The organism is Vibrio sp. R10-SG3-ISO10 (genome assembly GCF_059834185.1).
The window spans coordinates 389,374-410,008 of the sequence record NZ_JCBDHG010000020.1 but is presented as its reverse complement, the minus strand read 5'-3'; the positions used below and the strand labels follow the sequence as shown (position 1 = coordinate 410,008).

The window sequence follows — 20,635 nt, the reverse complement described above, 5'->3', positions numbered from 1 at the left end:
GTTACTTCGCTAAGCTGCAGTATTTAGCTTAGCTTTGCCCTTTTTTGGCTTACCATTGGTGTGAATCGCGCTAAAGTCATGGCTAAAGTGGTCCACTTGAATCGCTTTATAGCGAAGCTTGTCTGCCGCGACAATCTGATCCACTTCTTCCTGAGTTAACACATCCGCTTCTAGTGCCTGCGCCAAACGGTCTGCCAGTAACCCTTTGCGGGCAACCTTACCTTCCTTCGCCGCACGCATTAGCTTACGCTCTAGCCCCTTAATGTCATACATAGCTAAGAATGCCGTTTCCATTAGGCCAACACTGTCATTCTCATCTTTGCCAACGTAGCAAAGGTTAGTCAATCGGTCACGTTGCGCACCCGGAGTCATCAAGGCTTCTGCTAGTTTCACCGTTAAATCATCACTTGGCTTCGCAAAATGGTTACCCAACGGGAAGATAAGTACTTTTAATAAACGCCCTACTGCTTTTTGAGGATAGTTAGTGAAGGCTTCTTGTAATGCATTAGCCGCATTGTATAAACAGTGCTGAACAGCATAGTGAACAAAGTCTAGATCTTGTTGTTGACGACCTTCATCCTCATATTTCTTAAGCGCTGCTGAAGCCATGTATAGATAAGCAAGCACATCACCTAAACGAGCAGAAATCATTTCTTTACGTTTCAGATCTCCACCTAGCGTCGCCATGGCAATATCTGCACTCACTGCAAGCGCACGGCTTAGGCGAGTCATCTCTTTGTAGTACTTCTGAGTCGCACCGCTCATGTCGGCTTTGATGAAACGAGAACCTGTCAACGCCGCACCAAACGCACCGAAGGTATTACCCATTGCATGTTTGATATGCTTAAACAGCAAATCATCAAACTCTTTCGCACCTTGCTTGTGATCAGGATTTGCTGCCGCTTCCATCTCTTTAAGTACGTATGGATGACAACGTGTTGCACCTTGCCCAAAGATCATCAAGTTACGAGTAAGAATGTTGGCACCTTCTACCGTAATCGCCACCGGAATACCCAAGTATGGCGATGCCAAGTAGTTCATTGGGCCATCTTGAATTGCACGACCAGAGTGAATATCCATTGAGTCATTAAGAATAGTACGAGCCATCTCTGTCATATGGTATTTAGCGATCGCGGTGACAATGCCCGGTTTCTCTTTAAGATCTAGAGAGGTTGTCGTCAGGGTTCGACTTGCTTCTAGTAGGTAAGTTAAACCACCAATTCGGCCTAGCGATTCTGCTACCCCTTCAAACTTACCAATCGACATGCCAAATTGCTTACGAACATACGCATAAGCACCTGTCGTACGTGAAGTTAGGTGACCAACCGCAGTGCCCAATGCCGGAAGTGAAATACCACGACCTGCTGATAGACACTCAACGAGCATACGCCAGCCTTTACCTGCGTAATCTTGACCACCGATCAGCCAGTCCATTGGAATGAACACATCTTTACCAAAGGTTGGGCCGTTCATAAATGCTAACCCTAGTGGGTCATGGCGCTCACCGTTTTCCACACCTTTATGATCAGCTGGGATAAGAGCACAGGTGATACCCAATTCTTTCTTGTCACCCATCAAACCATCTGGATCGTACATCTTGAACGCTAAGCCAAGAACAGTCGCAACAGGTGCTAGTGTAATGTAGCGCTTGTTCCAGTTGATACGAACACCTAAGACTTCTTTGCCTTCATGCTCGCCGTAACAAACAATACCTTCATCTGGAATACCACCAGCATCAGAGCCCGCTTCTGGGCCAGTAAGCGCGAAACATGGGATATCAGTACCATCCGCTAGGCGAGGCAACCAATAATCTTTTTGTTCCTGAGTACCGTAGTGTGACAGAAGCTCACCTGGACCTAACGAGTTCGGTACCATCACACAAACCGCTGCACTGATACTACGGGTTGCAATTCGCGTTACAATTGTTGAGTTCGCCAATGATGAAAACTCACGACCACCGTACTCTTTTGAAATGATCAAAGAGAAGAAGCGCTCTTTACGCAGGTACTGCCAAACTTCAGGTGGCAAATCGCGATCTTCTTTTACGATCTTATGGTCATCTAGCATAGCTAGCAGAGTTTCTAGCTCGTTATCCATAAACGACTGCTCTTCAGCCGTTAGGGTTGGCTTCGGATAATGGTGAAGCTTAGTGAAGTCAGGGCGACCAGAGAAAAGCTCTCCATCCCACCAAACACTACCCGCTTCCATTGCTTCCTTTTCAGTGCTCGATAGTGGTGGCAGCACTTTCTTAAACATTTTAAAAGCTGGGTCACTTACCCATTTTCTTCTTAGAGAGCCCATAATCAGATCCTTTTGTTCACTATTTAGTGGTCCAATATTTTTGTTATTTGTAGGTACTAGTTAAAACTTCGATTCCGCAGCGACGCCTGCTGCTAGGAATGGAATCAGTTGGTCAACAACAGATTTGGCATCCATTGCTTTTCCATAATCATTTTCAGCAATCTCAAGTAGCGCTTGACTTGAAGCCATTGTGAAAACACAAGTCCCGAGCGTAAAATGTAAACGCCAGAACAACTCTTCTTGAGTGAGCTTCGGATTCGCTTTCATTACCGATTGAGTAAATAGAGATAATGCTTCCGAATAACGAGTAGTGATAAACCAACGCAGATGGCCCTGCACATCGGTATAACCGCGACCGATTAATAGCATAAAGCGACTGGTTCCATTTGGCCGTACATCATTTAGATTACGTAACGGACCGCGTAGAGACTCAAACACGTCAGCCATCTCAAAACTTTCATTTAGGTTGAGGTTAATCAATGCATCTTGAACGGCAGGCATAAATGCTTCGAGGTATCGATCCAACACTGCTCTCACCAAGGTTTTCTTATCACCAAAGTGATAGTTAACCGACGCTAAATTCACACCCGCTTTACTGGTAATCGTGCGTAGAGAGGTATCTTTAAAGCCATGTTCTGCAAACAGCGCTTCTGCTACATCAAGAATTTTCTCTTTGGTGGAGTTTCTACTTGCCATTTTAATCACTCGTATTAAACAACTGTTTGAAAATATACATCCGAAACAACAAAGCAACAAGCTGTTAACATCACATTTTTATAGATTGGTCTGACCACCATGTCTGGATTGGGTTCTAAGCGCTTGAAAGAAAGAAAAGAAAATTTTTTTTAAAAAAGTTGGAACTGTTTTGAAAACGCCCGGTCTGAATAAGTGTAGTTAGCAGAGCATTCGAGGGTTTGGACAACCCACTAAGTTTACAGGCCGTCAAACTTGTTTTCTTACTGAAGCTACTAATTTACGCTGCTTTTTCTTATTAACTCCTATGTTTATTTGTATCCGCCCAGAGCCTGATTGCTCTGGGCTTTTTTTATTCTGCGCGTTTAATACCAACCTGAGCAAAAACCCAACGAGAACTTAGCAAGTAGTTACTCACCATCCCTACCAGTATCCCAGCAACCAAGGCAATCAAAGGCCCTCTCCCTACTTCTCCTAAAACATACGACAACAGCTTAAACACCAAGAAGTTTGGCAAGGCAGATAAGCTCGCTCCACACATAAACTTGATCCATTGCTGAGCCACATTTTGTTCTGTGTTTTGAAAAGTGAAGATGCGATTACCAAACCATGTCACCGTCGCAGCGCACACAAACGCGATTACACGGGCAATCATAATTGGCGTGCCTGACAGATAAAACAGAGCTGAAAAAACCAATGCATCGGCGACAAAGCCGATGCACCCAATCACTGCAAAGCGAAAAAGCTTGCTGTTCATGACTGTTGACCACAACGATACAATGAGCGACGACTCTTTGCGGTAAACTCGATAATGCAGCTTAACTGCTTTTCTTTAACCAGTTTATCTACTGCATTGCGTTCACCAATCAGCTGCACCTGAGACAAGGCATTCAGTTCCGATTCATCACTGAGTAACTTCGCCTGACCAGAACTGTAAAACTGTCCGGAGAAAGGACGTGAGCCAACATAGTAGGTAGCAACGTCAGGCTGAGCCATTCTAAGAATGACTTTGTCGCTACGTTTATCTCCGACATCTAAATGAATAAATCCGACCGCTATCACCAGTAACGCGGGTACGATACTCGCGGTGACCTTAAACCACTTTTTATCTTGTTTTAGATCCGAAACCAGAACCGCCATCAGCAAACCAATCGCAGGCACACCCGGCAGCACATAAGCGGGCAGAATATTTCCTGAGAAGGTAAATAGAACCAAAGGCGCTATCATCCAAAACAGTAAGAAGCTAACAATGCCATTTTTAGGTTTGATCCTTGATTTCAAACTGCGACATTTTTTCCACAGCAAAACTGGCAGAACAATAGACCAAGGCGCAGCGGAATATAGCCAAAACAACCAGATAGTGCCGCGAACTTCATTGTGTGCTGTCCCGTAAAGATCGCCCTCCCAACCACTGACTAGAAAGCGCTTAAAGTGCTCACCTACGATGAAATAATCGATAAAGCCCGGAGTTGCACGTTCTGCCAACACATACCAAGGTAAGGCAATGATTAGCATCAGCAGTGTCCCTGTTGCGATCGGGAAACGCTGCCAAAGCACTTTTAGCGCCTGAGTGAAACCATGCTGCAAAACAAGCCAAGGCACGACAGCAAGCCCCATTAACACAATCACAAGCGGCCCTTTAGCCAATAAGCCGATCGCTAAGCCGACAAAACCAATGTAGCCCCATCCCCTATTGGGCTTATCTTCCTCATAACTAAGCCAGCAGAGGTAAAAGCCAAGCATGGCGATGGTAATGCCTAGGGTTAGCGCCATATCCGTCATTACCGCGCCTGCAGCAATTGAAAAGATCCCACAGGTTGCTAGGACCAGTGCTGTGATTAAGCCGTTGTAACCTACCCGCTTGGCAAACAGTCCCATAAACAGCAAAATCAATATACCAGCCATCCAATGGGGAACTCGAACGGCAAACTCGTTGATACCGAACGTTTCGATACCCACTGCACTCATCCATGTAAACAAGGGCGGCTTACCCCAGAAAGGCACGCCATAGTCAAATTGAGGCGTGATCCAGTTGCCCGTCTCAATCATTAACCGCGCCATTTCACCATATCTGGCTTCGGTGGTATCCATAAGTGGGTAAGCGCCTAAAGTCAGCAATCTAATCAAGAGTGCCGCGCCTAAAATCGCCCATAAGTGAACTCGGTTAAAACTCACGCTCGTTTCTCCCTTTTTTGTACTTGCTGCCTTGCTTGTTTTTCACTGACCGACTGCACTAGGTAGAGTGGTCTCTGTTTGGTTTCAATGAAGATTCGCCCAATGTACTCGCCCAATACGCCGATACTGAGAAGCTGAATGCCTCCTAGTGCCAACTGCACAACCATCATTGACGGATAACCGGTGACAGGATCACCAAACAGCAGTGTTTTAATCACGATCATCACGCCATAGATGAATGCGCCCCCTGCAATCAAGCTTCCAAGCACTGTGGCAATCCTGAGAGGACGAATTGAGAAAGAGGTAATACCATCGACGGCTAAACCGATAAGCTTGAGATAATTCCATTTGGTTTCACCGCTAAATCGTGCATCGCGTTGAAACTGAATCGTTGCTTGTTTGAATCCCGGCCAAGCGAAGATCCCTTTCATGTAACGATTTCGCTCAGGGAGACGATTAATATGGTCGACGACTTCTCTTGAAAGAAGACGAAAATCTCCGACATTTTCAGGGATCTCAGACTTGACCATGGAATTGAGAAGGCGATAAAACACAGCAGCAGACTGACGTTTAAACCACGTTTCACCGAGCCTTTCTGCTCTTTGCATATTGACCACATCGTAACCCTCGCGCCATTTATCTAGCATTTGAGGAATTAGCTCAGGCGGATCTTGAAGATCGGAGTCAATGAGAATTACCGCTAAACCATGGCAGTGTTCGAGTCCTGCACTCATGGCTGCTTCTTTACCAAAATTACGGCTTAGCGACACACTCTGAATCGATGAAGAACGACTGGTGAAGCTTTCCACAATCGCTAAGCTATTGTCTGTGCTACCATCATCGATGTAGATGATCTCACTGGTGTCAGCCAAACTGTCTAAAACTGAGCTTAAACGTTGATGTAGTTCAGGCAGCACCTCTTGCTCGTTGAAGTAAGGGACAACAACGCTAAGAGTGACTGATGACTGAGTATGATGTGGCACTGAGGTGACAATACCCATATGGCCCCCTATTTGGGTTAGATTCTCAAACGCAGCTCAAGTGAACTGCTGTATTGCGATCGAATCTATCAACCAGCGTGTGAAAAGCTTGTTGTTCACGTTTTTTTCACGGCGTCATTGAGATCATAAAGCCCCATAAAATGAGAATGTGCGATGAACAGAGTATTACTGGTTGAAGATAACCGAGAGGTTGCGGGTATCTTGTTTGATTACTTCGAGTGTGAAGGAATGGAACTCGATTACGCAGACAACGGCGAACTGGGTCTACAACTGGCACTGGAAGGCACTTTTGACTTAATACTGCTCGACCTCATGCTTCCGAGAATGGACGGTCTGACCGTGTGCAACAAGCTAAGAGAAGCTGGCGTTAACACACCCGTACTAATGCTGACTGCGCTTGATAATCGTGACGATATGCTTAACGGCTTTCAACATGGCGCCGATGATTATCTGACTAAACCGTTTGATTTAGAGATCCTTGAAGCGCGCATCCACGCTTTGATTAAACGTTACAAGGGCCAAGTCGCCAGCTCCGTTTTACAATTTGGCAGTTTGAAGATCGACCAGAAAACTCGTCAAGCTTATCGCCAAGACAAACTATTGGCCTTAAACCCGACCACTTACACAATTTTAGAGGTGCTCTGTCAGCGCGCCCCCGAGGTGGTCACTCGACAAGAGATCTCTGAAAAGCTGTGGCAAGAAAGCGAACCCAACAACGATGTACTGCGCAGCCATATTTATCAGCTACGTAACCAACTCGATAAGCCTTTTCATGCGCCGATGTTAACCACTATCCCTAAAATTGGCTTTCGCTTAGAGGACATCTGATGCCACACGGTTTTCTCTCCAATACCCAAACGCTCACAGGAAGGCTTGCGGTATTTTTTACTGGTATGTCTTGCGTTATCGGGATTGTTACCTTTCTCATCTTCTACCTTGCGTTGCAATGGTCGGAGGATCGAGTAGGTGAACGCCGCATTCTTATTGACCGCGATAGTGCCGTTGAGCGCTTTCTAGCCGGAGAGCAAGGAGAAATCCGCCTCGACTCACTCACTGTTGCCTACAACGACGCGGATTTAGTCCCCCAAGAATATCGCAGTTATGTTGAAAACCACGAAACCTTTCTCGGAGAAGTAGGCTCTTTGCTTTCTCCTCACGGACATATGGTTTACAAAGGTTACTATTCAGATAATAGCGAGCAAAAAACCATCGTACTGCTCTCTTTGATCGACAAAGTTGAGTTTGGCAACGAGGAAATTCTTTATTCAGGTATCATCGTCATCAGCTTTGTGTCTCTGCTGATGTTTACGTTTGGTGCGCTGTTGTTTCGTCTTTCTAGGCGCTTGATTGAACCCGTCAATGATATCACTAAACAGCTTAATGAGATGTCAGGTGACACTACCAAAGTCTTTGAAATACATCATGAAGCAGCCGAAGAGTTCCAGCTACTGACGACCCACCTCAATCAATATCGTAATGAACTTAACCTTGCCTTAAAGCGCGAACAAGCTTTTGCTCGTTATGCTAGTCATGAACTAAGAACGCCACTCACAGTGGTCAAAGGAGCAAACAAGCTCCTTACGCGCTCTAAACCGGATGAGTTTCAGCATCGACAGATCTCTCGTATCGAAGACGCGACTTTAGAGATGATTACTATGGTTGACGCTTTGCTCTCAATCGTACGCTACGAACGCAATGTCGACGATGCGCCGATGAGGAACATTGAGCATGAAGAGATTAACAAAGTCGTCACGGCCAACAAGGTACATGCGTCAGAGAAAGATCTAGAGATCAATGTCAGCTTCCTTGCGCAGCCTAAGCTAAGAGCAACCCCCGCGGTTCTGAACATGGTGCTGGGTAACCTAGTCCGTAATGCGATTGCAGCCTCTGATCATGGAAGAATCGATATCGAGGTGTCATCCGAGCATATTAAGGTGATTGACGATGGTCCGGGGCTCACGGACTCTCCAGACTCAGAAGGACATGGACTTGGGCTTCTGATCGTCGACGACCTCTGTCGACGCTACCAATGGCACTTTGAACTGACCAATCATCAAAATCGCGGTTGTTGCGCCACTATAAAATTTTGATCTAGATTGATACTCATGGTCGCCAATCCGTTAAGATAGGCGGCCAAGTTTTCACGATCAATTTTTATGAAGCTCGCCAATACGCCCATCACTCAGCACCAGTTTGCAGAGATACCGTTTTTCCTCAAGCGCGATGATCAACTGCACAGCCATTTCAGTGGTAATAAAGCACGCAAATTTATGGCGGTGCTTGAGCAAGATTATCCGAACATTAAAACGCTGATAAGCTACGGCAGCACTCAGTCTAACTCGCTTTACTCGTTGTCAGCGCTTGCTGCGATTAAAGGATGGCAACTAGAGTTTTATGTCGACCGTATCCCTCAATGGTTAGATGACAACCCACTTGGCAACTATCGAGGCGCATTAGAGTTAGGGGCTAAAATCATCCCCACTGCTGAATACCACCTTCATCCGCTAGAGTATATCGAGCAGATTCGTCAGCCAGACAATTCTTGCCTGTTTTTACCTGAAGGGGGGCGTTCAAAGCTTGCTAAACAAGGGGTTGAGCAACTCGCAAGTGAAATCCTCTCTTGGACAAGATATGAGTCCAATCACCAATTCGTTGTTGCACTACCTGCTGGTACTGGGGCAACAGCCCTCTATCTACATAAGTTTCTAAAGCCCCACTCTATCCCCGTATTAACTTGTCCATGCGTGGGTGGAAAAGAGTACTTAATCAAACAATTTGAAGAGCTGGGCGAGAACGATTTTCCACAGATACTAGAGTTAGAAACAAAACATCATTTCGGTAAACTTTATCAACAAGATTATCGTATTTGGCAGCAATTACTTGATGAGACCGATATCGAGTTCGACCTTCTCTACGATCCTATGATGTGGCAGTGTCTACAATCATGGTATAAAGAGAATCAAGATAAGAGCATCATTTATGTTCATCAGGGAGGTTTGCTTGGTAATGAAAGCATGCTGCCGCGATACGAACGTAAATTTGGTCAACGCTTCGGAGAACAAAAATGAAGTCCTACATGGTAGTACTAGTTGCTGCACTGGCTTTACCTGTGTCTGCCAATGTCATCTCAACTCCTGCTAAGCCGATCATCGGAATCAACGCCGGAGAAGTGGGCAAGCGCGTTTGTTACTACCAAGATAAAGCGTACTCTGATGGCGCTATCGTCCAAATCGATGAGTATTACATGATCTGCGCTGCTGCTAACGATTACGAACTCAATGGGGCATTAAAGTGGCACAGCATTGATCAATACCAAGCAGAACAATCCACCAGCAACGAGCAAAGTGGAAAACCAGTAAAAAGATACTCGGTAAACTAACCCCCTTTCCTGATAACAATAAATAGGCATAGATTGATCACTCCAATAGCGGTTCGCCTCACCAAGGGTGATGACCTTAAGCAAAGCATTCAGCACTTGGTCACGGAACATAATATCAGTGCAGGTACCATCGCCTCTTGTGTAGGGTGTTTTACTCACCTAAAGATCCGCTTGGCTGGCGCAACGCAAACTCTCGAATTAAACGAACCCGTAGAGATCGTCTCGGTAATGGGTACACTTACGCCCAATCATCAACATATCCACATCTCGGTTGCAAAACAAAGCGGAGAAGTTGTGGGTGGTCATTTGATGGAAGGTTGCCTGATCGATACCACGGCTGAACTCATCCTTCATAATTACCACAACCTGAGTTTTTCACGGCAACATGACGACGATACTGGCTTTACTGAGCTTGTGGTTAGCCAGAGAAGTTGAGAATAGAAAAAAGCTCCATCGGATGATGGAGCTTGGAGCATAAATAGTTCGGGGGAACTATTTGACTAAATTTCGTTTCGATTTGATTAACGCTGCCGCATTGTGCATGGCATCTTTGGTACTGACATCGATAATCGCAATATTGCTAAACCTTTCTGGCTCTTTTATTGCCACGTCATGAGCGAAGATAACCAGTTTTGCTCGCGCGATATCTAGTTCGGTGATGCGGTTGTTAATGCCATCTGCGCCTTGGGTTTCTACTTTAATTTTGATGCCCATAGAATAGGCTGCTTTCTCTAATGATTTAGCCGCTAGAAACGTATGGGCAACACCGGAAGGACATGAAGTCACCGCAAGTACATCGGCTTCCCCCTCTGTTTGCACTGAAGAGTATGCGCGGCGAAACGAGTCATACTCTTCATCTTCTCGGACCGTTTTTTTCAATAGAATAACAATACACGCCGTCGTGAGTGCGCCCGCAACGGTTCCGACGATATAGCCCAACTTGCCATCGACAACTGGAAGTACGATCCAACCTCCCCAAGGGGCATGGTTGATGACATGGAACATAAAGCCCGTCACATTACCGACAATACCACCAGCAACAATGGCTGGTAGAACACGCGCAGGGTCGGCGGTCGCAAACGGAATCGCCCCTTCACTGATCCCAATCATGCCCATAATGCCAGCGGCCTTTCCGGCCTCACGTTCATCACGCTTGAATTTATTGGGTGATATAAGCGTCGCTAAGGCTAAGCCAAGAGGAGGCGTACAAATTGCGATGCCAACGCCACCCATCAGCCAAGGCTGGGTGTTAACCTGAGTCTGAGCAAAGAGCGTCGCCACCTTATTGACTGGCCCCCCCATGTCAAATGCAGTCATTGCACCAAGAACGGTTCCAAGCACCACTTTTCCTGAGCCTGCCATATCGGTCAAAAGCAGGTTCAATGCGTTCATGGTTGCGGAGATCGGAGCGCCTATTAGCCACATTACTAACCCACAAGTGGCAAATGTCCCAGCGAGCGGGTAAATGAAAATGCTTCCTAACGAACTCATGCTATCTGGCAACTTAATCTGCTTGAGTAACAACACAAAGTAGCCGGCAAAAAAACCGACGACAATAGCACCGAGAAAACCGGTATTGTATTGATCAACCGCTACCCAAGAGCCAATCATTCCCGGTGCCAGTCCTGGTTTATCGGCAATTGAATACGCGATGTATCCACCAAGTACCGCGGTAAAAAGGGTTAAACCCGCGATTCCCATGTGCGCCATATCAGCCAGAATGCCCTGCTCTGGTAGTGCGGCATGGCCTGTCATCATCACCGACAGTGAAAGTAGAACACCTCCTGCGACAATGAACGGGATCATATGAGAAGTGCCAAACAATAAATGCTCTTTCACACGAGCTAAGTGCCTTTTGACAGGACTCATCGGCTCTAACCGTGCATCTTGCGTGAGATATTCCTGCTCCAAAAATGGCTCGGGGGTACTTTCAGTAATCAGCTGCAACGCCGCCTCTACGCTTTCTGCCTGTTTTAGCTGATGGATAAACTCTTCTTCAATCAGCTTACTGGAAAGCTGCGCTAAAACCTCAATATGATGGTGGTCGTCACCATCAGGGGAAGCAAGCATAAAGAAAACATCCGAAAGCTCTCCATCCTCGGCGCCATAGTCAATCCCACTGCGACTTATCCCTACCGCAACGGCGGGCTTAGCCACCGCAGAGCTTTTGGCGTGTGGAATCGCAATACCATCTTCAAAGCCTGTATTACCAATTTCTTCGCGAGCCCATAAATCGGCAACAAATTGCGATTTGTCAGCAAGGTTTCCGGCAGCACCGAGCAGCTCCACCAACTCCTTGAGCACTTCTTCTTTGGTGGTTGCTTTTAGATCGAGACATATCGTCTCCGACTGAACCAGGTTTGTAATGTCCATTATTTCTTACCTTGCCGTACTCGCGCTCGACTATAGATTAGTCACCTAGCCTTGCCCAATATATAGGACTAAAACGGCTTTAACTGGATTATTGTAACACTCGAATAAAAGTGTGAAGCCCATCTTTCAATTTATCGCTTTGAACTAAGGCAATCTGCCGTTGCTATGCTAATATCCGCGAAAATAGCCACAGAGAATTACTATGAAAATCATTGCTGTCACTGCCTGTCCAACAGGTATTGCACACACCTATATGGCAGCAGATGCACTCAAGAAAGCTGCGCCAAAACATAACGTGCAAATTAAAGTTGAGACCCAAGGTGCAATGGGGATCGAAAACCAACTCACTCCCCATGATATTACTTGTGCCGACAAGGTATTAATTGTCTCGGATATAGAGATTGAGCAATCGAGCAGATTTGATGGGTTACCTTGTGTAAGAATCCCTATTGAAGACGTACTGATTAACGTTGATAAAGTATTTATCCTCCACTGCCGAGCATAATGCTGCTAATGACAGAGTATCAAATTACCTTTCTTGTTAATGACTCCGGTGCCAGTGCTCACGCCACTAAACCGCTGTGTAGTCTTGCGAAAAAGTTCAAAAGCAACATACGAATTATCAACATCACGCGCAATCGTAGTGCTGACCTCACTAAATCTGTTGCCTTACTGCAAGCGGGATTGGTCGAAGGGGATTTGTGTCAGATTACCGCTTTTGGTATCGATGCCGAGCTCGCATGCTTTGTACTCAAAGATGTTATCTCTGAGCACTATGCCTTAGTCGGCTCCAACATTAATTATGAGTTTTCCAATCAGTTAGCACAGAGATTACCGCAGCTAAAAACGCCAAGTGCAGTCAATTGGTACTATGCTAAGGCTCATACCGAACTGTCCAAGTTTGAATGTTTAAAAGGCTTGGCTCAGCTTATCTACCCTCAATCAGCCGATGATCTGATCCTTGCCTTCATCAAAAGAGAAGAACGCTCATCAACCTGCGTAACGTCAGGCATTGCCTTACCTCATGTGATGTTCGATGGTATCAATGAGATCAACATCGCCGTAATAAGCAGTGATACACCAATTGATTGGGCTTCTAAAGTGGGACAGGTTCACCTGGCTATAGCACTGGTGATGCCTTCATCCCCTACTCGCGATCAAATAATTACCGCAACCAATCTGACCAGAAACCTGCTCTGCGGCCAATTTGCAGAACGTCTTTTAATGACAAAAAGCAGTATCGATCTTCAAGCCCTGCTGATGTATTCCATGTCACGCTTAATTACATAACCGCTAGATTGATCCGCGGTAGTCAGATGGCGTTCTTCCAGTGCGATTTTTGAATACTCGGCAAAAGTAATTCACATCCTTAAAGCCACACCTAACCGACACTTCATTAAGTTTAAAGTTGTATTTCTTGAGCATGAATTTCGCTCGATCAATTCGGACCCAAGTAATGTAGTCTGCTAACGTCATGTGCCCTTGCTGGCGAAACAATCGCGATAAGTGATTGGCAGAGATGCTAAATCGAGCGGCAATGCTGTCTCGGGTGATCTGGCGGTGGAAATTCTCCTGAATGTAGATACAGATCCCCTGATAAAGATCCTGAACTCGGTTGTGAGACTTTTCTAATGGCGTATCTAACATGGTTTTGCAGTATTGCAATAACGCTTGCAGCAGTAGCTCATCCATTGGCTTTTTGGCATTTTCTCGCGCAAGCGAACTCAGCGCCTCAAGAATGTTATCGAGTGCGAAGCCTGAACGCGTCTGAATACTGTGCTTTTGGATATCGTAAAAGCTGGATTCCCCTTTACGCTTGCTAACCAGACTTAAGCCCAATTGGCGTCGGCCAAATAGGATACTCAATACAGAACAATTGGTATCCCAATCTGGCTTATTCCAGCAGTTCGGCGGAATAAAGATCGCGTCTCCTGCCTTAGCGATAACTTGAGTGACTTTACGCTCATGATCTTCCATTTCATTAATGTATTCGCCATCAAGTACTAACTCCAATCGAGGAAAATTAACCTGATAACTGCATTCCGGTGGCGTGTGAAAGTCTCCAGCAAACCAAATGTGATGAAAAGCTTCTCTCTCACCAAGTACCGAAGAAATTAAGTCATGAAATACCATTTGGATACTCTCAATAAGTCGCGCGTGTGCTACGCGCATAGGTATACCGCTAGTAGAGACTTTGCGCTATTGAGCAAAATCACAATTTAAGATTAATGGTACAAAAATCCAGCCATGGCAATAAATTTATAGTTATTCGCCTTCCATATTATGGAATTAACAAGCCAACAAAAATATGCAAACCATTGTTTTAAATTAATTAATCACTTTCAAATCAGTGTTATACCTGACTCACCCGGCGATCTAAATCACACCTCGAAAATACAGTTACAATCTTCTAGTAAATGCATTTTTTCTTCACTACAGACTCTTTCTCACAGCTTCCAAAATACCCCTGATACAACAATAAAATTATTAGGGGTTCACAATGATCACCAAACTCATCAATGAGAATTTGATTGCGCTCGATCTTAAAGCGCAATCCAAAGAAGAGGTTTTTCACGAGCTAATCGAGGTACTTTATTCACAGGGTAGAATCACCGACAAGCAACAATTTCTCGCCGACATCAAGGCTCGCGAAGAGCTAGGCAATACAGGTTTTGAAGAAGGCGTCGCCCTCCCTCATGCCAAAAGTGCTGCGGTTATCGAACCCGCTGTCGTTATTGGCGTTCACCGTACAGGTATCGATTACGGCGCAGAAGATGGATTGTCATCGAAACTCTTTTTTATGATCGCCTCTCCAGATGGCGGTGACAATCATCACATCGAAGTGCTGGCAGAACTCTCTTCTAAATTGATTGAAGAGGGCTTTATTGAGCGTTTTTTAAACGCGACATCAAACCAACAAGCGTTAGAACTTCTGCTGCAAAAACAGACTCAAAACGAAGTAGTTAGCGATACCTCCAATGGCTTTGTGATCGGAGTGACAGGATGTCCGGCGGGCGTTGCACACACCTACTTAGCTGCAGAAGCTCTGGAGAAAGAAGCGGCCAAGTTAGGCTATGAAATCAAAGTCGAAACGAATGGCTCTATCGGCGTAAAGAACAGCCCGACAGCAGAAGAGATTGCCCGAGCAGACGCCATTATTGTTGCCTGCGATAAACAGGTTGATATGGCGCGCTTTGCAGGGAAACGCGTTGTAAAAACCAATGTAAAGGCACCGATCAAAGATGCACAGGGCTTGATCACACAGGCGTTAGATGCGCCGACTTATCACGCTGACACTCAAACCAATGAATCTTCTGTCGCTGATAAAGCTTCTCAGGCTCGCTCTGACTTGTACCGCTTTTTAATGAATGGTGTATCTCACATGATCCCATTTGTTGTCACTGGCGGCCTATTGATCGCGCTAGCGCTAGCAATAGGCGGTGAGCCAACTGAATCCGGCATGGCGATTCCTGCCGGCAGCATGTGGAACCAAATCCTAGAAGTGGGTGTGGTCGCCTTCACGTTAATGATCCCGATTCTTGCGGGCTATATCGCTTACGCCATTGCAGACCGCCCAGCTCTTGCTCCAGGTCTTATCGGTGGCTGGATTGCCAATAATGGCACTTTCTATGGCGCAGAAGCTGGAACAGGATTCATCGGTGCGATTGTTGCTGGCTTACTTGTCGGCTACTTCGTTAAATGGGTTACCTCGATCAACTACCACAAGTTTATCCAACCACTTGTGCCTATCATGATCGCTCCCATCACTGGCTCGCTATTTATTGCTGGCTTATTCATTTTTGTTATTGGCGCGCCGATTGCCGGACTGATGGATAGCTTAACTGCCCTTCTGACCTCAATGAGCACAGGTAACGTGGTATTGCTTGGCATTGTATTAGGTGGCATGGCTGGATTTGACATGGGCGGCCCATTCAACAAAGTCGCGTTCCTATTTTCTGTCGGCATGATTGCCAGTGGTCAAACTCAGTTTATGGGTGCGATGGCTTGTGCAATCCCTGTCGCACCTCTTGGTATGGCATTGGCAACTGCTCTGGGCCGTAAATTCGAGCTGTTCGAATCTTCAGAAATTGAAGCAGGTAAAGCAGCTGGCGCGATGGGCTTAGTTGGTATCTCTGAAGGCGCGATTCCATTTGCAGCTCAAGATCCCATGTCGGTCATCCCAGCCAACGTTCTTGGCTCTATGGTCGCCGCTGTTATGGCGTTCTCGTTTGGCATCACTAACAGCGTCGCACATGGCGGTCCGGTCGTCGCGCTTCTTGGTGCAATGAACTACCCGCTTCTTGCACTCGTGAGCATGGCGGCTGGTACTGCTGTCACCGCACTGACGTGTATCACGCTTAAAAAACTACGCAAAGAAAAGCTGGTTACCGCAGCAGCTTAACCCTTCTCCCTTAACGCTAAGTGGCTTGAGTTCCCTCAAGCCACTCTTTTCCTATGGTGAATGCAATGCCAGAACTCACAACGTCTGTTGCCAATGAACTCTACACTTCAACCACAGCGGTTTCTGCTTTTGACCAGACTGAAAATCTTAACTTAGAGCCGCGCCAAGCCTTCTTTCCAATGAAGAACGTGATTCAAAACTACGCTTGGGGCAGTAAAACGTCACTGAATCAGCTGTTTGGAATCAGCAACCCAGAATCTGCTCCGCAAGCAGAAATGTGGATGGGCGCTCACCCAAATGGCTGCTCGTTGGTTACGAGCCAAGGTAGTTCAGTCAAGCTTTCTGAACTTATCGCCAATAACCCACAGCACTACCTCGGGGAACATACCGCCAACACATTTGGCGAGCTGCCGTATCTATTTAAGATCCTCGCGGCAGAACAAGCTCTATCAATACAAGTCCACCCGAGCAAAGCCCAAGCAGAATCTGGATATGCTAAAGAGCAACAGCTAGGGGTACCATTGACTGCGAGTCATCGTAATTATAAAGATCCCAACCACAAACCAGAATTGGTGTACGCCCTTACCCAATACCAAGCCATGAATGGCTTTAGGCCAATCGAAGAGATCATTGAGAACTTCACACAGTTAGCCATTCCAGAGCTTAATTGGTTACTTGAAGCGTTAACCAAAGAGCCAAATTCGCACGGATTGGCGAGCTTCTTCTCTGGGATACTTTCCTTACAAGGTGAACAAAAAGAGATGGCACTCATCATGTTGATGGTCAAAGCCAAGCTCTCTATAGAACCTATGTATGCGCTTATTACCGAATTGGAAAAACAGTACCCGAACGATGTTGGACTATTTGCACCCTTGATGCTTAACGTCATTACCTTACAACCAGGAGAGGCAATGTATCTTGACGCGCAGACTCCTCACGCGTATTTGCATGGTACTGGGCTAGAGATCATGGCGAATTCTGACAATGTACTTCGAGCAGGACTCACACCTAAGCATATCGATGTCGAAGAGCTTGTCTCTTGTACTCAGTTTGTTTCGAAGCCAAGAAGTAGCCTTAAGCTAGCGCCCTCAATTGACGCAGGAATTGAAAGCTTTACGGTGCCAGTTGATGACTTTAAGTTTGCGATCCTTCATGACTCCGACAACCGTCATCTAACAACGACCAGTGCTGAGATTCTACTACCACTCGACGAACCAATGACCTTAACGCGCAGCAATGGAGAAACATGCCAAATAGCTATTGGGGACTCGGTGTTTGTTGCGGCGAATACAGGCAATTACACGCTCTCCTGCCAAGGACGGGTAGCACGAGCATACAGCTAAATTAATCCAATCACTTTATTGAGCCTCACCATCGTGAGGCTTTTTTTATCTAGAGAAATAGGCGTTTATCGAAATAATAATGATGCCAATCACAATTAAATTTAGCCGATACAAAAGTATAGCTATAGCCTTATTTTTGCTATTTCGACGATAGCAGCAATGGATTAATTTTAACTCATCGAAAAGCATTCGTGAGTTTAGAAATGATTACACAATTAACTAATGTCAATTTAATAAAAAAACAATTATCCGCGACAAATAAACAACAAGTATTCGAAGAGCTTGCTCAATTACTGGCAGACAACCAGCGCATTAATAATCTCAATAACTTCCTAGCAGATATCTGGGCTCGTGAAGCACTTAGCGTCACATCGATGGATGGCATCGCCTACCCTCATGCGAAAAGCAGCGCTGTATTGGAGCCTGCCATTGCTGTTGGCATCAAACCGACTGGCATTGATTACGATGACGAAGACGATATTAACCCGACCCTATTTTTTATGATTGCCTCACCAGATAATGGTGCTGACCATCATATCTACGTTCTTCAAGAGCTATTTGGCAAGTTCAGCGAAGAATTTATTGAAAATATTATAAAAGCAAAAGATGAACATCAGATCTTAGATATTTTAATTAATTCATAAGGTAAATTAGATATGAGTACAATAACCGCTCAAGCTGCTAATAGTAGCGATCTTAAAAAAAACCTCAGTACCCTAAAGCAACACCTTCTATTTGGTACCTCGCATATGTTGCCATTTATTGTCGCGGGCGGTGTTTTGCTCGCACTGGCAGTAATGGCATCAGGTAAAGGGGCAGTCCCAGCAGATGGCTTACTCGCTGATATTTCAAACATCGGCATTAAAGGCCTCGTCCTGTTCCCAATTATTCTCGGTGGTTTCATTGGTTATTCTATTGCAGATAAACCAGCGCTTGCGCCTGCGATGATCTCTTCTGGCATCATGGCAGATATGGGCGGCGGTTTCTTAGGCTGTATTGTGGCAGGTTTTATCGCAGGTGGCGTCGTTTTCCAACTTAAGAAAATCCCTCTTTCTGCCAATATGACTGCGCTAGGTGCCTACTTTATCTACCCTCTTATCGGCACATTAATCTCTGCGGGCATTGTTCTTTGGGGAATTGGTGAGCCAATCAAGATCTTTATGGCTTCAATGAACGAGTTCTTGGCATCAATGGCGGGCGCTTCTAAAGTTGTACTTGGTACCATTCTTGGCGGTATGACGGCTTTTGATATGGGCGGCCCAATCAACAAAGTAGCGACGCTATTTGCACAAACACAAGTCGATACTCAACCATGGCTAATGGGCGGTGTTGGTATTGCTATCTGTACGCCTCCGCTAGGCATGGCGCTAGCCACTTTCTTATTCAAGAAGAAATTCACTAAACAAGAACAAGAAGCGGGCAAAGCGGCCGCGATCATGGGCTCTATCGGTATCTCTGAAGGGGCTATCCCATTCGCAGCCAACGACCCAATGCGCGTACTTCCTTCTATCGTGGCTGGCGGCATCGTGGGCTGTGTATTTGGATTCTTAACTGATGTGCTACTACACGCACCTTGGGGCGGCCTAATCACAGCGCCAGTTTCAAGCAACATCCCAATGTATGTAGTGGGCATTGCTCTTGGTTCATTAACAACGGCTCTAATAGTCGGCTTCTGGAAACCAGTAGCAGAAGAGTCAGAAGACGAAATCGAACAAGACGCACCAGTGCAAACTCAAGCGGCTCCAGTAGCAGGCGAAGGCGAGTACGATATTGTTGCTGTCACTTGCTGCCCATCAGGTGTTGCACATACCTTTATGGCAGCCAAGGCACTAGAAAAAGCAGGCGCTGCAGCTGGAATTAAGATTAAGGTAGAAACTCAAGGTCAAAACGGCATTCAGAACCGCATTACAGACCTAGACGTTGCTAACGCTAAACTGGTTATCTTAGCTCACGATATCCAAGTAAAAGATGCCCATCGTTTTGCCAACGCGAACGTGGTGGAATGTTCAACCAAAGAAGCAATGAAGAAAGCGAGCGAACTCATTCAAAGCTAGATGTTTTGTAAAAATCAGAAACGAAAAAGCCCCAGCATTTCTGCTGGGGCTTTAGAATGTGGCGGTGAGTGAGAGATTCGAACTCTCGATACGTTGCCGTATACACACTTTCCAGGCGTGCTCCTTCAGCCACTCGGACAACTCACCGAATCAAATTGTGGTTGGTTTCGTTAACCAACGAGGCGCTAATTTAATGATTCTATTAGGTTAGGTCAAGTCTAATCCCTAAAAAAACCGCACCATAGAGACTGTTTGGTTACTAACTGGCTAATTCGATCATGAATCAGTCAGTTTAGGCTTCTTGATAGTAGCCAGGAACGCGGAACCACTTACGGCACATATCTAGGAAGTAACCGTACAAAACACCCATTCCACATGAAACAACTGCATTAGAGGTTACTGCAGTAATGATCTGATCAGTCGATGCACCCACAACCAATAGAATTGCTGCGTAAACCGGAGACTGGAACAGGACATAAGCTAAAAGATCAGAGATGTTTTTCATAACGCCAGTGTCAGATAAGCGAGCGCCTTGGCGTAATACGTAGTCACGGAACAAACCGTATGGCCAGGCAATGGCGATGTTAACTGGGATTGAAAGCGTTCGTGAAGCTAGCGATTGCTCGAAAGTCATACCGGATACAAAAATTTCAATGAACATTCCGGAAATAAAACAAAACACAACCATTGCAAACGTATCAGCAGCAGCGTTACGAATACAGAAAGGCCCACGAGACTTCATTCTTACCTCAACACAAATAACTAGATATAAAACCAAAAGACAAAACGAAAAACCAGCAAAACAACAAAAAGCCAGTCAATATCGCTATTAAAGCATTATTTTTTCAGTTTTAGACTTCAAATTTATTGAGAAAAGGTAAATAAACAACCAAATTTCGTAGTAAAACTAGATT

19 protein-coding genes and 1 tRNA gene are annotated in these 20,635 nt (G+C 45.6%); 11 read left to right on the top strand and 9 right to left on the bottom strand.

Features of this window, described 5'->3' with window-relative positions:
• Positions 1 to 9 precede the first annotated feature (9 nt).
• The 5 genes from AC6R16_RS11865 to AC6R16_RS11845 form a co-directional block, all read right to left on the bottom strand.
• Positions 10 to 2,301 carry an acyl-CoA dehydrogenase gene (locus tag AC6R16_RS11865; RefSeq protein WP_500640770.1) on the bottom strand — a complete coding sequence of 764 codons (2,292 nt, stop codon included), beginning with the start codon at positions 2,299 to 2,301 and terminating at the stop codon, positions 10 to 12.
• A gap of 60 nt (positions 2,302 to 2,361) precedes the next feature.
• Positions 2,362 to 2,997 (bottom strand): TetR family transcriptional repressor PsrA, encoded by a 636-nt coding sequence (psrA, locus tag AC6R16_RS11860; RefSeq protein WP_239826121.1) that lies wholly within the window; start codon positions 2,995 to 2,997, stop codon positions 2,362 to 2,364.
• A 349-nt stretch (positions 2,998 to 3,346) separates the two neighbouring features.
• The gene (locus AC6R16_RS11855) at positions 3,347 to 3,751 is read right to left on the bottom strand and encodes a GtrA family protein (RefSeq protein WP_500640771.1); all 405 of its coding nucleotides are present in this window, start codon (positions 3,749 to 3,751) and stop codon (positions 3,347 to 3,349) included.
• The gene (locus AC6R16_RS11850; protein WP_500674470.1) at positions 3,748 to 5,169 is read right to left on the bottom strand and encodes an ArnT family glycosyltransferase; all 1,422 of its coding nucleotides are present in this window, start codon (positions 5,167 to 5,169) and stop codon (positions 3,748 to 3,750) included. Before AC6R16_RS11850 ends, AC6R16_RS11855 begins: the two co-directional genes overlap by 4 nt.
• Complete coding sequence (locus AC6R16_RS11845; RefSeq protein WP_500640773.1) at positions 5,166 to 6,170, bottom strand: glycosyltransferase family 2 protein; 1,005 nt, start codon at positions 6,168 to 6,170, stop codon at positions 5,166 to 5,168. The genes AC6R16_RS11850 and AC6R16_RS11845 overlap by 4 nt, the downstream gene beginning before the upstream one ends.
• Before the next feature lie 153 nt (positions 6,171 to 6,323).
• Here AC6R16_RS11845 and AC6R16_RS11840 point away from each other — a divergent pair, with 153 nt between their 5' ends.
• From AC6R16_RS11840 to AC6R16_RS11820, 5 genes are all read left to right on the top strand, one after another.
• Positions 6,324 to 6,998: a response regulator transcription factor gene (locus tag AC6R16_RS11840; RefSeq protein WP_500640774.1), complete on the top strand. Its 675-nt coding sequence runs from the start codon at positions 6,324 to 6,326 to the stop codon at positions 6,996 to 6,998.
• On the top strand, positions 6,998 to 8,260 hold the full coding sequence (locus tag AC6R16_RS11835) for a sensor histidine kinase (protein ID WP_500674469.1): 1,263 nt from the start codon (positions 6,998 to 7,000) through the stop codon (positions 8,258 to 8,260). The genes AC6R16_RS11840 and AC6R16_RS11835 overlap by 1 nt, the downstream gene beginning before the upstream one ends.
• Positions 8,261 to 8,326: 66 nt before the next feature.
• Entirely contained in the window at positions 8,327 to 9,238 is a 912-nt protein-coding gene (locus AC6R16_RS11830) for a 1-aminocyclopropane-1-carboxylate deaminase/D-cysteine desulfhydrase (protein WP_500640776.1), read from the top strand.
• On the top strand, positions 9,235 to 9,549 hold the full coding sequence (locus AC6R16_RS11825; RefSeq protein WP_500640777.1) for a DUF1496 domain-containing protein: 315 nt from the start codon (positions 9,235 to 9,237) through the stop codon (positions 9,547 to 9,549). Before AC6R16_RS11830 ends, AC6R16_RS11825 begins: the two co-directional genes overlap by 4 nt.
• A gap of 33 nt (positions 9,550 to 9,582) precedes the next feature.
• On the top strand, positions 9,583 to 9,984 hold the full coding sequence (locus AC6R16_RS11820; protein ID WP_500674468.1) for a PPC domain-containing DNA-binding protein: 402 nt from the start codon (positions 9,583 to 9,585) through the stop codon (positions 9,982 to 9,984).
• A gap of 57 nt (positions 9,985 to 10,041) precedes the next feature.
• Here AC6R16_RS11820 and AC6R16_RS11815 read toward each other — a convergent pair whose 3' ends face one another.
• Positions 10,042 to 11,922 carry a fructose-specific PTS transporter subunit EIIC gene (locus AC6R16_RS11815; RefSeq protein ID WP_500674467.1) on the bottom strand — a complete coding sequence of 627 codons (1,881 nt, stop codon included), beginning with the start codon at positions 11,920 to 11,922 and terminating at the stop codon, positions 10,042 to 10,044.
• A gap of 202 nt (positions 11,923 to 12,124) precedes the next feature.
• Between AC6R16_RS11815 and AC6R16_RS11810 the strand changes: the two genes are divergently transcribed.
• Positions 12,125 to 12,427, top strand: a complete 303-nt coding sequence (locus tag AC6R16_RS11810) for a PTS fructose transporter subunit IIB (RefSeq protein WP_171382138.1) — start codon at positions 12,125 to 12,127, stop codon at positions 12,425 to 12,427.
• Between the two features lie 8 nt (positions 12,428 to 12,435).
• The gene (locus AC6R16_RS11805) at positions 12,436 to 13,212 is read left to right on the top strand and encodes a PTS sugar transporter subunit IIA (RefSeq protein WP_038197848.1); all 777 of its coding nucleotides are present in this window, start codon (positions 12,436 to 12,438) and stop codon (positions 13,210 to 13,212) included.
• A 3-nt stretch (positions 13,213 to 13,215) separates the two neighbouring features.
• On the opposite strand, the gene AC6R16_RS11800 is transcribed toward AC6R16_RS11805, so the two are convergent.
• Positions 13,216 to 14,055 (bottom strand): helix-turn-helix domain-containing protein, encoded by an 840-nt coding sequence (locus AC6R16_RS11800; RefSeq protein ID WP_171802373.1) that lies wholly within the window; start codon positions 14,053 to 14,055, stop codon positions 13,216 to 13,218.
• Between the two features lie 367 nt (positions 14,056 to 14,422).
• Between AC6R16_RS11800 and AC6R16_RS11795 the strand changes: the two genes are divergently transcribed.
• The 4 genes from AC6R16_RS11795 (at position 14,423) to AC6R16_RS11780 (ending at position 19,721) form a co-directional block, all read left to right on the top strand.
• Positions 14,423 to 16,324, top strand: coding sequence for a PTS fructose transporter subunit IIABC (locus tag AC6R16_RS11795; RefSeq protein ID WP_500674466.1), 1,902 nt, complete (start codon positions 14,423 to 14,425; stop codon positions 16,322 to 16,324).
• A gap of 179 nt (positions 16,325 to 16,503) precedes the next feature.
• Entirely contained in the window at positions 16,504 to 17,667 is a 1,164-nt protein-coding gene (gene manA, locus AC6R16_RS11790; protein WP_500674658.1) for a mannose-6-phosphate isomerase, class I, read from the top strand.
• Positions 17,668 to 17,870: 203 nt separating this feature from the next.
• A complete protein-coding gene (locus AC6R16_RS11785; protein ID WP_500674465.1) occupies positions 17,871 to 18,311 on the top strand; it encodes a PTS sugar transporter subunit IIA in 441 nt (146 codons plus the stop codon).
• A 12-nt stretch (positions 18,312 to 18,323) separates the two neighbouring features.
• Positions 18,324 to 19,721, top strand: coding sequence for a PTS fructose transporter subunit IIBC (locus AC6R16_RS11780; RefSeq protein WP_500674464.1), 1,398 nt, complete (start codon positions 18,324 to 18,326; stop codon positions 19,719 to 19,721).
• Between the two features lie 59 nt (positions 19,722 to 19,780).
• Here AC6R16_RS11780 and AC6R16_RS11775 read toward each other — a convergent pair.
• Both AC6R16_RS11775 and AC6R16_RS11770 read right to left on the bottom strand, forming a co-directional pair.
• Positions 19,781 to 19,868, bottom strand: a tRNA-Ser gene (locus AC6R16_RS11775).
• A gap of 145 nt (positions 19,869 to 20,013) precedes the next feature.
• A complete protein-coding gene (locus AC6R16_RS11770) occupies positions 20,014 to 20,463 on the bottom strand; it encodes an L-alanine exporter AlaE (protein WP_069665959.1) in 450 nt (149 codons plus the stop codon).
• Positions 20,464 to 20,635 lie beyond the last annotated feature (172 nt).